Below are 13,800 nucleotides of genomic sequence, written 5' to 3' on the forward strand. Positions count from 1 at the left end.
CTCTCCCCCTGAAGGGGGAGAGGGGGCAGTAAGCGCGAGCCTTCCGCCGCGATCGCTTTCAATCGATTAGTCGTATGAGCGCATCGACCGCGAAACAGCCTTCGCCTGCGGGGCGCACGATGATCGGATTGACTTCCAGTTCGGCGATGTGCGGGCTGGCGAGCGCCAGGTCCGAAAGCGTTGCCATCGTGTCCGCCAGCGCGTCGACATCGGCCGCGGGCCGACCGCGAAAGCCCGTCAGCAGCGGCGCGCAGGTCAGTTCGTCCAGCATCGCCCGGGCCGTCCGGCGATCGACCGGCAGCAGGCGCACCGCGATGTCGCGATAGAGTTCGGTCAGCACGCCGCCCAGCCCCAATGTCATCACCGGCCCGAAGGTCGGGTCGCGGGTGATGCCGACCAGCATGTCCTGCCCGGCCAGTTGCTTCTGCACCACCACGCCCCGGATCTCCGCATCGGGCCGTTCCGCGGTCGCCCGTGCGACGATCGACCGGAACGCCGTTCGAAGCTGCCCGGCATCGCGGATATCGAGCGCGACGCCGCCAATCTCGGTCTTGTGGGCGATATCGGGGCTCGAAAGCTTGACCACCACCGGATAGCCGAGCGCTTCGGCCGCCGCCAACGCTGCCGCCTCGTCCGCCGCCTCGACCTCCTCGACCGTCGGGATGCCGGCTTCGGCGAGCCATTTTTTGCCTTCGATTTCACTCAGGCTCCGCCTGCCGCCGGCGCGGAGGCTTTCAAGCCAGTCCGGGGCCGCGAGCGCGTGTCGTGCGACCGGTCGCCACTGGCCTTGAGACATGTCGTGCGCCCAGCGAAGATAGGCGGCGATTCCGGAAACGGCGCGCAGGGCATCGGCGAACACCTCGACCCCGGCGGCGCGCAATGTCGCGGTCGAACTGGCATGCGACGGATCGAGCGCAACGATGAGCTTGTCGGTGCGCTGGCGGATCTCGAGCAGGATCGGCGCCGCCGCATCGAGCAGCGAGCCCATGATGTAGATCAGGATGCAATCCATCGCGTCGGATTCGATCAGCGCCTCCAGAACCGTGCGCAGATGATTCATGTCGTTGATGACATTGCCGGTCAGGTCGACCGGATTGCTGACCATGCCATAGCTGGGAATGGCGGTGCGCAATCGCGCCTGGACCGTGTCGGGCAAGGTCGGGACGGGCACGCCGGCATCGTCGAACATGTCCGAAAGAAAGGCGCAGCCGGCGCCCGACAGCGAGACGATGCAGACACCGGGCCGGGCCGGGCGCGCGCCGGTGTTCCACAGCCGGGCGAGATCCATGACTTCGGCCGGATCGCGACCCATGCCGATGCCGAGCTGGCGGAACGCGGCCTGGGTCACGATCGCATCCCCCGCCATCGCCCCGGTGTGCGATATCGTCGCTTCGCGTCCCTTTTCCGAGCGTCCGACCTTGGCGAGGAACAGCGGCTTGCCGGCGTCGCGGAGGCGCAGGGCCGCGTTCATGAACGCGGCGCCGTCGCGCACCTGTTCGCAATAGCCGAGTACGGCGCCGGTCGCGGGATCGGCCGCGAAATGATCGAGATAGGCGGCGAAATCGACGCCCGCCTCGTTTCCGGTCGAAACGAAATAGGACATGCCGATGCCGAAATCGCGCGCGTCGCTGGCCATCATGCTGACGCTGTTGCCGCTCTGCCCGATCAGCGCGAGCGGCCCGGCAGGCAGCGCTTCGCCCAATGTGGTGAGGAAGGATGCGGTGGTTCCGGTCGCGATATTGCCGATGCCGATCGTGTTTGGCCCCGCGATCGCCATCGCGCTGCCGGCGATGAAGGCCTTGAGCCGGGCGTCGCGCGCCACGCCTTCCGGGGTCGGATCCTCGCCGAAGCCGGCGGCGAACAGGATCGCGGCGCGTGCGCCCAGCCGATCGAGCGCGATGAGCGCGTCGAGCGCCGCGTCGGCGGCGACCGCCACGATCGCCAGGTCGGGCGCCCATGGCAGGGCGTCGATATCGGCGTAGCAGCGCAGCCCCTGGATCTCGCCATGATTGGGATTGACCGGCAGGATCCTGTCCGCCGGAAAGCCGCGCGCAAGCAGGTTGGCGACCGGAATGCCGCCGATGCGCAGGGGATTGGGTGAAGCGCCGACAATCGCGATGCTTTTTGGATCGAGCAGGGCCGAAAGGTCGCGTGTGCTCGTTGAATCGTCCGGCATGGTCGTGCCCCTCATCGCGGGTCGGGCATCCCGATGCCGCGCGCAAGAATGGAAAGCTGGATCTCGTTCGATCCGGCGAAAATCGAATAAGCGAGATCGTTGAGCGCGATGGGGACCGCCGCGCGCCGGCGTTCCGCTATCGGATCGCTGGCCGGCTGTTCGTGCAATGGCCGGGCGAGCGGCCAGCGTAGAGCGTCCGGGCCCAGCGCGTCGCAGGCGAGCGCGCCGATCTGCTGCCGGATCTCCGCCATGCGCAATTTGCGCGCGGAGGCGGACAGACCGGCGTCCAGCCCGTCCTCGGGCTGGGCGATCGCGAGCAGTTCCAGCATTTCGATCGCGTCGATCGCGGCCACAATTTCGGCGATGCGATCATCGAGCGCGTCGCCATCGACGCATTCGAGCGCCCCGGCCAGATAGCCGCGCAGCGACGGTGCGACCACGCTGCCGCCGCGTTCGTGCTCGAGCAGGAATTTGGCGCAGGTCCAGCCGTGATTCTCGTCGCCGACGCGATTGGCGACGGGCACGCGGACATCGTCGAAAAAGACCTCGTTCACCTCATGCTCGCCGGGGATCGTCTCGATCGGCCTGACGGTGATGCCGGGGGTGGCCATGTCGATCAGCAGAAAGCTGATGCCGTCCTGCCGCCGCCCTGCGCTCGCGGTGCGCACCAGCGCGAACATCCGGTTCGCATGCTGGGCCTGGGTGGTCCAGATCTTCGAACCGTTGACGACATAATGATCGCCGTCGCGCACCGCCATGGTGCGCAGTGCGGCAAGATCCGATCCCGCGCCCGGCTCCGAATAGCCCTGGCACCATATGTCCTTGCCCGAAAATATCCCGGGCAGATGGCGGCTTTGCTGTTCGGCGGTGCCGAAGCGGAGCAGCACGGGCGCGAGCATGCGAATGCCCTGAAGCTGCAAGGGCGGCGCGCCGGCGCGGCCAGACTCGCTCTCGAACAGATAGGCCTGGATCGGGCTCCAACCGGTGCCGCCGGCATCGGCGGGAAGATAGGGAGCGATCCAGCCCTGTTCGAACAGCTTCTTATGCCAGGGCTGCGCGACCGCCGGTTCGGCGAACACGCCCACGGTCAGCCTGGCGCCGCGCTTCGTATCCGCATCAAGGGCCTCTTCGATGAAATCGGCGATGCCGGCGCGAAACCGGTCCTGGTCGTTCGAAAGCGCAAGCGTCCTGCCGATGCCGTCGTCGTCCGGGTCGGGGGGCTGGGCGAGCGGCGCGCGCGCGGTATCCGCGTCGCGCATCGCGGCCGCCAGTGCGCGCCGTTTGCCTCGCAGATCGTGCCTATGCGCAAAGGCGAACACCGCCTTCAAATGCCCGCCAATGTCGAGCGCCTCGGTCATGCCGAGCGCACCATGGAGCTGCACCGCTTCGCGTGCGACATGGTCGCCGACCGCCGCCACCCTGAGCACAGCGCTGGCAACCGCGCGTGTACGGAATGCAGGGCGTTCGCGCTCGGCCACGGTCGCGAGGGCGGCCGCCGCGCGCGCTTCCTGCGCGAGCACAGCCATGCGCGCGATGCGGTGCTGTACCGTCTGGAAGGCGCCGATCGGCCGGCCGAACTGCTCCCGGATCCGGCTGTGCCGCAGGGTGGCGTCGAGCATCGCCGCGATCGCGCCCGATATCGTGGCGGTCTCTGCCGCGACGGTGCGATCGGCGATACGGGCGAGAATCCCGGCGGCGTCACAGGTTCCCAGTCGATCGCTGGCAGCGAGCGAAAGATCGAAATCGAGATCGGCCGAGAGGCGCCCGTCGATCGTCGGCACCGGCGAGAGCGACAGGCCCGGTTCGTCGCGGCCGACGCGATAGATCGCAGTCGCGCCATCCGTTTCCCGGGCGGCCACCAGGAACATGTCCGCCCATCCCCCGGCGGGGACGAGGCGCGCGGAGCCCGTGATCCGGACCGTGCCGTCGCCGGCCGTGCGCGCGTCGATCCGCCCCGTCGCCAGCGCCATCACGGTCTTGCCGGCGGCCAGCGCCGGTATCAGCGCTCCACGCTGTTCGTCGGTCCCGATCCGGTCGATCAGCCCGCCACAGGCGACGACGGTTTCGACGAACGGCGCGCGGACCAGCGCCTCACCCAGCGATCGCGCGACGATCGCGATCTCGTCGCATCCGCCCTCGCTGCCGCCATGTTCACCGGCGAGCCCGATGCCGAGAATGCCGAGTTCCGCCAGCGCGGCCCAAAGGCCCGGCTGAAACGCGCCCGGTGCGGGGCGGGCGGCCGGATCATGATGGTCGGCGAGCAGCCGGCGGACGCTGTCCTCCAGCATCCGCTGCTCGGGCGTCGTTTCGAGCCTCATCTGTCGGGTTTGCGCAGGAAGGATGGCGCGTTGGTCGGGTCCATGAGTTGACCGAACAGCAGCTGGTTATGCTGATGGCACAGGTGATGGAGCGCGAACACGGAGTCGATCGCCGTCGCCTGCTGCCCGGTGTCGACGCAGCGATTGACCGCTTCCTTCGCGAGCTTGAGCGCGAAGGCGGGCTTGGCGGCGATCCTCGACGCCATGTCGAGCACGAAACCGTCCAGCGTGTCGACGGGAACGACATGGTTCACCATGCCCAGCCGCCAGGCCTCGTGCGCATCCCAGGAATCGGAGGTGAACAGATGCTCCTTGGCCTTGCGCGGGCCCAGTTCCCAGGGATGGGCGAACCATTCGATGCCCATCATGCCGAAGGTGACGACGGGATCGGCGAAGCGCGCGTCGTCGGCGGCGACAATGATGTCGCAGGCCCAGGCGAGCGCGAGCCCGGCGCCGAGGCAATTGCCCCGGACCGCGGCGATGGTGGGCTTGGCGAGATTGCGCCAGCGCTTGGTGAGGCCGAGATAGATTTCCTGCTCGCTCGCATACCAGCCATGCGCGCCGGGTTCGTCGAAGCCGCCCCAATGGCCGGTCGCGGGACGGTCCTGGCCGAGCGCCATGCCCGCGCCCTTGAGGTCGTGGCCCGAAGAAAAGTCGCGGCCCTCGCCGCCCAGGACGATGCAGCGAATTGTTTCGTCCGCGATCGCGCGATCGAACGCGTCGTTGAGCGCATAGAGCAGGGGAAAGTCCTGCGCGTTGCGCTGCTCGGGGCGGTTGAGCGTGATCCGCGCCACGCCCGGCACATCCTGATCGTACAGCACCAATGGGCGCGCGGCATCCGGCATGACCTCTCCCTCTCCTGTTGGTTTTGTTCTGCGTCGGCTTCCCGGTGGCTCAATCGAGCAGGTCGGGTTCCTCGGCGGTGATCTGCTCCCAATAGGGCTGGAAACCGCAATAGGCGCCGCATTCACCGCCGAGCTGATCGCGGGTGTGGCGCGCGATTTCCGGAGACATTTTGATGGGGCTGCCGGCGGCTTCCGCCAGCAATTGCGTCTGGCAGGCATTCTCCATCGCCAGATAGCGCCAGGTCGCCGCTTCCACCGACTGGCCGACGGTGAGCAATCCGTGATTCTGCAGGATGGCGGCGTTGTGCTGGCCCAGCGCGGCGCCGATCCGTTCGCCTTCGCTGGTGTCGAACACGACGCCGGTGAATTCGTCGTAAAGCGCATGCGCTTCGAAAAACGCCGCGGAATCCTGGCTGATCGGATCGAGCAGGCGGCCGAGCGATGCGAATGCCTTGCCGTAGAGCGAATGCGAATGCGCGGCGGCGGTGATGTCGGGGCGCATGGCATGCAGCCGCGAGTGGATCGCGAATGCCGCCTGATTGAGCCACGGCTTCACCCGCGCCGGCGGGGTCACGATCTCGCCCGCGTGATTGACGAGCATCAGATCCGACACGCGGATCTTGGTGAAATGCACGCCGAACGGATTGACCCAGAAATGGTCGTGATGCTCGGGATCGCGCACGGTGATGTGGCCGGCGCCGCCCATATCGAACCGGAATCGGCCGAAAATGCGATAGGCGGCGGCAAGGCGCTGCTTGCGTGACAGCCGCTCCTCCTCGACGCTCTGGTGCTGCGGCGTGACGAAGGTCTCCGGATCGCCGATCGGGATGCTGTCGATCTTGGTGCTGCGGCGCTCGACGGGCGCAATGGCGGTCAGGGTCATTTCACGGCTCTCCCTCGATTGATTCCTGCTCGAAATGCGCGCGCATGAGCGCGACGGCGAGCGTCCTGGTCGCCGCGAACGCCTGATGGGTATTGGCGCCGTTGTGCGGGCTCAGCACGACATTGGGCAAAGCCCGGAATGCGGGGGCATAGGTCGGCTCGTGTTCGAATACGTCGAGGCCCGCCGCGCCGAGCCGCCCGTCGGTCAGCGCGGCGAGCAATGCGGCCTCGTCGACCAGCGAGCCCCGCGCGATGTTGATCAATATGCCCCTGGGGCCGAGCGCTTCCAGGATCGCCGTATCCACCACGCGATATGTTTCGGGCGTCGCGGGGGCGGCCACGACAAGCGCGTCGACCGTCCGCGCAAGCGCGCCGAGCTCGGCATGATAGCGATAGGGCAGATCGGGCTGCGGCGTACGCGCATGATAATGCACCGGCATGTCGAATGCGGCGGCGCGGCGCGCGATCGCCTTGCCGATATTGCCCATGCCGACGAGTCCGATCGGCCGTCCGCTCAATCGATCCGAGGTGCGATTGATCCAGCCGCCCGCGCGCATGGCGGCATCGGCCGAGACGATGCCGCGCCCCGCGGCGATCAGCAGGCCGATTGCGAGTTCCGCGACATCGTCGGCATTGGTGCCGGGGGTGTTGCGGACGGTGATGCCGCGTTCCGCAGCCGTATCGATGTCGATCGTATCGATCCCCGCGCCCATGACGGCGATCAGCTCCAGCGCGGGCAGACGATCGAGCAATGCGCGATCGACGGGCGGGGCGCCCGCATAGGTCAGAATGCCGCGCAGTCCGTCCAGAATGGGGCCGGCGGCATCGAGATCGCCGGCATTCCAGAGCTTGTGCAGGCGGAATCCGGCGCCAAGCGCCGCGGCGGCCTCATCGTGCATCCAGAAACCCAATGTGGCGATATCTATCGTCAACCCAGTTGCCTTTCGATTCCACGGGTCGTTGCGATTAAATACTGAAGCGGTTCTTGGCAAGGGTCAACCCGGTGGTCATTTCGCGCTTTTGATCGACAATCTTTTCACCTATTGGCAATGGGTGACGCGCAAGCAATGTGCCGGTTCAAAGCGGCATCGGACGTCGAGGCAGAGGAGCCATCGGGCATGGAAGAAACGTCAACCGGCGAACATAAGGCTGAACGTTATCCGGCTGCGTCACAGGGCTGGTTCGCCGTCGGCGTCCTCAGCGCGCTTTACGCCTGTTCCTTCATCGACCGGCAGATCATCGCCCTGATGGTGGTGCCGATCCAGCGGGACCTGGCCCTTAGCGACACGCAGATGAGCCTGTTGCTCGGTCCTGCCTTCGCCATCTTCTTCGCATTGATGGGGCTGCCGATGGGGTCGCTGGTTGACCGCGTCTCACGCAAGGGCGTGATCGCGACCGGGGTTGCGGCATGGTCGCTGTTCACCGCCGGATGCGGGCTGGCATCCAGCTATGCGCAGCTATTCGTGATGCGCATGGGCGTGGGCGTGGGTGAGGCAACGCTGGGGCCGGGCGCCTATTCGATGATCACCGACTATTTCCGCGCCAGCCATTTGTCGCGCGCGATGTCGGTCTTCGGCCTTGGCGTTGTCTTCGGCAGCGGGCTCGCGTCGATCATCGGCGGCTATGTCATCGAGGCGTCGATGTCGGTGGGGGCGGTCTCGGTTCCGCTGCTGGGCGTGCTGCGTCCGTGGCAGCTCGTGTTCATCAGCGTGGGCCTGCCGGGGCTGCTGCTCGCCGCGCTGATGATGGCGGTGCGCGAGCCGCCGCGCCGCGCGCCCGTCGCCGCCGCAGAGGCGAAAGGGCTGTGGCGTCAATTGTCGCGACGTCGCCATGCCTATCTGTCGTTGATGGGCGGTTTCGGGCTGTTTTCGCTGTTCGGCTATGGCGCGGGTGCCTGGCTTCCGACCTATCTGATGCGCACGCACGGTTTTCCGGTGCATCAGGTCGGCCTGCTCATCGGCCTGGGAACGATCATTCTCGGCGCGACGGGGACGCTTTTCTGGGGCGCGCTCAATGATCGGCTGGTGACGAAGGGGCGGAACGACGCGCCGTTCATCCTGGGGCCGATCATCGGGCTTGGCCTTGGTATCGCCGGCGTGACCATGGGCCTTGCGACGTCGCATGCATTGGTCGTTGCCGGGGTTCTGCTGTTCGCGCTGTTCGGCGCAGTCTGGAGCGGCATCACCGCGGCGTCGATCCAGCTCATGACGCCGGGTCGGCTCAGAGGGCGCGTCTCGGCGGTTTACCTGATCGTGAACAATGCCGTCGGCCTGGGCGTCGGGCCCTTGCTGATCGCGCTGGTGACCGATCGCGTCTTCGGCGATCCGCTTGCCGTCGGCAAATCGATCGCGCTGGTGGGGGGTATTGTCCTGACGATCGCGATCCTCCTGCTGATGTCCGGCCGCAAGGCATATCTCGCGGCGTTGGACGAGGAGCGCGGCAATGCCGGGCCGGCGGTCAGGGCGTAATACGCGATCTCGAAGATGCTGACGCATCCTCGATCGGTTCGCTCAAGCGCCGCGCGGGCTGATACCGGATCTCGACGAGTCATGCTCATCGAGACCTGGTATCAGAACGATCTTGCCGATGTGAGCCGAGCTTTCCATCAATCGGTGCGCGTCGGCCGCCCGGTCGAGCGGAAAGCTGCGATCGATCACCGGGCGCGCGTCGCCGCGCTCGAACAAGGGCCAGGCCGCATGGTGGAGCGAGGCGGCGAGTTCCGCCTTGTAGGCGGCCGGGCGGGTGCGCAGGACATTGCCCGTCACCATGGCCTGTTTGAGCATGATCGGCGCGATCGAGATGCCGTCCGCGACCACGCCACCAATGCCCCCGATCAGTGAAATGCGGCCGCGTTCCGCCAGCAGTTCGATATTGCGCGCGAGATAGGGGCCGGCGACCATGTCGACGATCACGTCGATGCCGACGCCATCGGTGGCTGTTCGCAGCGCCGATACGAAATCCCGTTCGCGGTAATTGACGGCCTGTGTGCAGCCCAGGCGGTGCAGCCAGGCGACCTTGGCGTCGCTGCCGGCGGTTGCGAAGACGCGCGCGCCCGCCGCCAGGCCAAGCTGGATGGCGGCGATGCCGACGCCGCTCGTGCCGCCGTGCACCAGCAGGGTCTCACCCTTCGTCAGCCGGCAGCCGCGCACGACATGGTCATAGGCGGTGAACCAGTTCTCGGGAATCGCGGCCATTTCCTCGATGCTGAATCCGGTGACGGCGGGCAGGCATAGCGCCGGCACGGCAATGCAATATTCGGCATATCCGCCGCCCGGCACGAGCGCGCAGACGGTTTGACCGAGCCAGGACGAGGGGACGCCGTCGCCGCAGGCCCGCACGATCCCGGCGACTTCCAGCCCCGGCAGATCGCTTGCGCCCGGCGGCGGCGGATAATGCCCCTCGCGCTGCAGCAGGTCCGGCCGATTGACGCCGGCGGCGGCGACCTGGATCAGCAATTCGCCATGTTGGGGTCGGGGGCAGGGGCGCTCGGTCGGTTGCAGCATGTCCGGTGCGCCATGGGCGATGATCTCGATCGCGCGCATGGTCTTGGGCAGTTCCCGCAAATCCTGTCTCCCTCGTTGCGCCTGGCGACCTATCCTGCCGGGCGCAAACCGTAAACCACCAATACGATTAAATATCGTTGGCCGATGATATTTCGGAATGCATGCGTTTTTGGAGGTCGATATATCATATTGATAATATGAGATATTATTGCAATATTTTGCGAGATTAAGCGACCATAAGTGGTCCGATCAATCGTTATCCTGGTTGACGGTTTGTATTTCATTGATCATATTGACGATCGAGCCGCCCAGAGAGGCCGCGGATGGGGAGGGTGTCATGGATCATCCGAACATGGTTCACGCTGCCAGTTCTGGCTTGCGCCGATACATGGGGTCCGCCTTGCGACCCCGGGTTGCGGTGTCGTCGCCTCGTCCGTCCGCCGGCTTCCGGCCTGACCGCCTGCATCACATTTCGGGGAATCAGATTTCATGACATGCTTCATCCAGCGCCCGGTCGTTCGTCGCCTGTTGTCCGCTTCGGTCTGCTCCGGCGCGCTGCTCGCCGCTGCCGGGGCGCATGCGCAAGTGGCCGAACCCGCGGGGGCGCAAGGCGAATCCACGGCGGAGGAACGCGCACCGGGGTTCGAGGAAATTGTCGTCGTCGCGCGGCGCAAGGAGGAACAGCTTCAGGACGTGCCCGTCGCGGTCACCGCGATCGCCGGCGCGGACCTTGCGCGCCAGTCGGTGGTTTCGCTGTCGGATCTTACCCGCACCGTGCCGTCGCTGCAGGTGCTGCCAAGCGCGTTCAGCGCCAATATCCCGCGCTTCGTCATCCGGGCCCAGTCGCAGTTCGAGCCGCTCTTTTCGCAGGATCCCTCGGTCGCGGTGTATTTCGCCGACGTCATCCAGGCGCGCGCGCACGGCCTGAACGGCGCGATGTACGATCTGGCGTCGGTTCAGGTCCTGAAAGGCCCGCAAGGCACATTGTTCGGACGCAATTCGACGGGTGGCGCAATCCTGATCGTGCCGCAGGCGCCGACCGACTCGTTCGAGGGTTATGTCGCGACGGAACTGGGCGATTACGGCCTGCGCTCGTTCGAGGGCGCGGTGAACGTGCCGCTGAGCGACGCCATCCAGATCCGCCTGTCTGGCCGCAGCTATGCGCATCGTGGCTATACGCGGGGCATCGGCACCGGCATCCGTTATGACGATGCGGACAATTATTCGCTGCGGCTGGGGATCAAGGCGAAGCTCAGCGACCGGCTGACCAATACCTTGTACGTGACCAATTTCGCGGCCAGCGAAAACGGCACCGCCTTCAAGCTGTTCAATGCGCGGTCGACGCTGTCATCGACCACGCTCGGCCAGCTTGCGCTGGGCGAACTCGCGTCGAGCCGCAGCGAGCCGTTCCATTCGGTGCGCACCGCCATACCCGCGGACAGCACCGATGTGAAAACGCTCACCATCGCCAACACCACCGCGTTCGATCTCGACGACGTGACGATCAAGAACATATTCGGATATCGCCGGGTCCGCTCGACGACCGCCTTCGATTATGACGGCACCACGCAGAACCAGTATAACGGCACCGTCAACCTGCGCGGGAACCAGTATAGCAACGAATTGCAGATCAGCGGATCGTCGTTCGACGGCGCCCTCGAATGGATCGGCGGCGGCTATCTGTTCATGGAGAAGGGCACCGAGCGGCAGAATACGCTGCTCGATTATCGGCCGACCTTTATCCAGAACGCGCAGAGCATCGGCCGCGTCAAGAATGAGAGCCAGTCGCTCTTCGCGCAGGCGACGCTGAAGATACCGGGGCTGGACGGGCTCTCCGCGACGGCGGGCCTGCGCTACACCTGGGACCAGCGGGAAATCGCGCGCACCTCGTTCAACAACGGCAATTGCGCGCTTCTGTCCGCCGATGTCGGCGGCACGCCGCTATCGCCCTGCGTCCGCGAGGCCGGCTACAAGGCCGATGCCCCAACCTGGACGCTGGGCCTGGATTGGCAGATCAGCCCCGACCACCTGCTCTATGTGGCGAGCCGCAAGGGCTACAGATCGGGCGGCGTGAACCAGCGCGCCAACATCCCCGCCCAGTTCGCGCCATTCGAACCCGAATTCGTTACCGACTATGAGATCGGCCTGAAGGCCGACTGGCGGATCGGCGGCGGCACGTTGCGCACCAATCTGGCCGTCTTCCACCAGGATTATGAGGATATCCAGCGCACGCAGACCCAGACGGTCTCGACCGGTCCATCGACCATCCTGATCACGCGCGTCGTCAACGCGGCGTCGGCGCGGGTGCGCGGCTTCGAGGCGGACATACTCTGGTCACCGATCCGCGCGATCCAGCTCCGCGGCTATTACAGCCTGGCCGATGCCAAATATAAGAGCTGGCTGGTGCCGATCGTGGGCGGCGGCGTGCAGGACCGATCGGGTTTCATGTTCGCCAACACGCCCAAGCATTCGGGCGGCGGCAGCATCCTGCTGCGTCACGAACTGGGTGGCGATGCCGGCGAGGCGACGGCGCAGTTCGATTTCTACACCCAGTCGAAAACCCAATTGTCCGACGACAACATCCTGCCGGAGGGCATCAATCCCGGATACACCACAATGAATGCGCGGATCGAATGGCGCCGGCCATTCGGCCAGCCGCTCGATCTTGGCCTCTGGGTCCGGAATCTCGGCGGGGAGAAATATTATACCAGCGGCGTGTCGGTGGCGGGTGCCGGCCTTGGCTACACGGTGAAGACCATCGGCGCCCCGCGCACCATGGGCATTTCGGCGCGCTACGAATTCTGATCGCGGCAGCGGCAGGACCATCAGACGGAGGGGAAGCATGAGGTTCGATGCAGGCCGATGCGCGATGGCGTTGATCGCCATGGCAACGGCGCCGTTCATGTCGAGCGCCGGCAGCGCGCGCGAGCTGGTCTATGTCCAGGCCAGCAAGTCCGAGGACGTCATCGTCATCGATGCGAACACGTACGAGCCGGTCACGCGCATCCCGATCGGCGGCTATACCGACGATGTCGTCGGGCTGCCCGACGGGACGATGGCATTCACCAATGTCATGCTTTCGAACAACAGCCCGCTGGGATCCACAGTCGGTGAAAGCGGGCTCGTTCACGGCATCGACACGGCGACGAACACACTGGTCTGGGAAACCTTCGTCGACGGCCTGCCCAATCACATGGCGGTCAACACCAATGGCCGCGAACTCTATGTGACGCTTGCCGACCGGAGCTGGATCGTCGTGCTCGACGCGCGAACCGGGCGCATCCTGAAGCGCCTGTTTAGCGTGATGGGCAATCACGGTGCGAAGATGACGCCGGACGGCAAGCATCTCGTGGTCGGCAACATGTTCATCGATGCGATGCTCGTCTACGACGCGGCCAGCGGCGATGTCGTCCGTACGATCAACACGCGGGAGGGGGTGCGCCCCTTCCAGTTCGATAAGCGGGGCAAGGTTTATTACCAGCTTTCGCGCTTCCACGGTTTCGAGGTGCGCGACCTCGCCACCGGCGCGCTCGAAAAGGTGGTCGAGCTGCCGAAACTGCCCGCCAGCGTGGCAGCACCCGAGGCCTATCCCCACACCGTCGATCATGGCCTGGCGATCACGCCCGACGGCACCGCGATCGTCGCGGCCGCATCGACCGGCAATTATGTCGCGGTCTACAGCCTGCCGGATCTCAAGCTGAAGGGGACGGTACCGGTCGGCGAGGACCCCAACTGGATCGCAATCCGCGCCGATTCGAAGGTTGCTTTCGTCAGCAACCGCAAGTCGAACAGCATCTCCGTCGTCGACCTCGACGGGTTGAAGGAGATCAGGAAAGTCCCGGCGGGCATATTGCCGCAGCGGCTGAGCGTCATCGACGTTCCTCAGCGCTGAGGGAGCAGCTCCGGATCGTCGTGGTTCCTGGGCCGCGCGGATCACCGCTGAGCCAAGGCCCCACCGTCGTCATGCTGAACTTGTTTCAGCATCCATGCTGCAACCTGCGCCACCGCGCCGGTTTCGGCATGGACCCTGAAACAAGTTCAGGGTGACGATGGGGTGTCATGGGCAACGGGATAAC

9 protein-coding genes are annotated in these 13,800 nt (G+C 65.8%); 3 read left to right on the forward strand and 6 right to left on the reverse strand.

The window, feature by feature from the left end; all coding sequences use genetic code 11:
- Positions 1-58: 58 nt before the first annotated feature.
- The 5 genes from AC3WN8_RS25895 to AC3WN8_RS25915 are packed head-to-tail and all read right to left on the reverse strand — an operon-like array spanning position 59 to position 7,153.
- Positions 59-2,176: an acetate--CoA ligase family protein gene (locus tag AC3WN8_RS25895; RefSeq protein ID WP_492672395.1), complete on the reverse strand. Its 2,118-nt coding sequence runs from the start codon at positions 2,174-2,176 to the stop codon at positions 59-61.
- A gap of 11 nt (positions 2,177-2,187) precedes the next feature.
- Positions 2,188-4,494, reverse strand: coding sequence for an acyl-CoA dehydrogenase family protein (locus AC3WN8_RS25900; protein ID WP_492672396.1), 2,307 nt, complete (start codon positions 4,492-4,494; stop codon positions 2,188-2,190).
- Positions 4,491-5,339, reverse strand: coding sequence for an enoyl-CoA hydratase (locus tag AC3WN8_RS25905; protein WP_492672397.1), 849 nt, complete (start codon positions 5,337-5,339; stop codon positions 4,491-4,493). Before AC3WN8_RS25905 ends, AC3WN8_RS25900 begins: the two co-directional genes overlap by 4 nt.
- Before the next feature lie 49 nt (positions 5,340-5,388).
- Positions 5,389-6,222, reverse strand: coding sequence for a class II aldolase/adducin family protein (locus tag AC3WN8_RS25910; RefSeq protein ID WP_492672398.1), 834 nt, complete (start codon positions 6,220-6,222; stop codon positions 5,389-5,391).
- Position 6,223: 1 nt separating this feature from the next.
- On the reverse strand, positions 6,224-7,153 hold the full coding sequence (locus tag AC3WN8_RS25915) for a 2-hydroxyacid dehydrogenase (protein ID WP_492672399.1): 930 nt from the start codon (positions 7,151-7,153) through the stop codon (positions 6,224-6,226).
- Between the two features lie 186 nt (positions 7,154-7,339).
- Between AC3WN8_RS25915 and AC3WN8_RS25920 the strand changes: the two genes are divergently transcribed.
- The gene (locus tag AC3WN8_RS25920; RefSeq protein ID WP_492672400.1) at positions 7,340-8,689 is read left to right on the forward strand and encodes an MFS transporter; all 1,350 of its coding nucleotides are present in this window, start codon (positions 7,340-7,342) and stop codon (positions 8,687-8,689) included.
- Between the two features lie 42 nt (positions 8,690-8,731).
- Here the strand turns inward: AC3WN8_RS25920 and AC3WN8_RS25925 are convergent, their stop codons facing one another.
- Complete coding sequence (locus AC3WN8_RS25925) at positions 8,732-9,784, reverse strand: NAD(P)H-quinone oxidoreductase (protein ID WP_492672401.1); 1,053 nt, start codon at positions 9,782-9,784, stop codon at positions 8,732-8,734.
- A 429-nt stretch (positions 9,785-10,213) separates the two neighbouring features.
- On the opposite strand from AC3WN8_RS25925, the gene AC3WN8_RS25930 reads away from it, so the two are divergent.
- Both AC3WN8_RS25930 and AC3WN8_RS25935 read left to right on the forward strand, forming a co-directional pair.
- Positions 10,214-12,529, forward strand: coding sequence for a TonB-dependent receptor (locus AC3WN8_RS25930; RefSeq protein WP_492672402.1), 2,316 nt, complete (start codon positions 10,214-10,216; stop codon positions 12,527-12,529).
- 37 nt (positions 12,530-12,566) lie between these two features.
- Positions 12,567-13,616: a YncE family protein gene (locus AC3WN8_RS25935; protein WP_492672403.1), complete on the forward strand. Its 1,050-nt coding sequence runs from the start codon at positions 12,567-12,569 to the stop codon at positions 13,614-13,616.
- Positions 13,617-13,800: the final 184 nt, after the last annotated feature.

The sequence above is a fragment of the Sphingobium sp. FW305-3-2-15-F-TSA7 genome, assembly GCF_058787155.1.

Excerpts from the sequence above, each read along its gene's own strand:
- AC3WN8_RS25895 (WP_492672395.1), bottom strand. The coding sequence starts at position 2,176 with ATGCCGGACGATTCAACGAGCACACGCGACCTTTCGGCCCTGCTCGAT.
- AC3WN8_RS25900 (WP_492672396.1), bottom strand. The coding sequence starts at position 4,494 with ATGAGGCTCGAAACGACGCCCGAGCAGCGGATGCTGGAGGACAGCGTC.
- AC3WN8_RS25905 (WP_492672397.1), bottom strand. The coding sequence starts at position 5,339 with ATGCCGGATGCCGCGCGCCCATTGGTGCTGTACGATCAGGATGTGCCG.
- AC3WN8_RS25910 (WP_492672398.1), bottom strand. The coding sequence starts at position 6,222 with ATGACCCTGACCGCCATTGCGCCCGTCGAGCGCCGCAGCACCAAGATC.
- AC3WN8_RS25920 (WP_492672400.1), top strand. The coding sequence starts at position 7,340 with ATGGAAGAAACGTCAACCGGCGAACATAAGGCTGAACGTTATCCGGCT.
- AC3WN8_RS25930 (WP_492672402.1), top strand. The coding sequence starts at position 10,214 with ATGACATGCTTCATCCAGCGCCCGGTCGTTCGTCGCCTGTTGTCCGCT.
- AC3WN8_RS25935 (WP_492672403.1), top strand. The coding sequence starts at position 12,567 with ATGAGGTTCGATGCAGGCCGATGCGCGATGGCGTTGATCGCCATGGCA.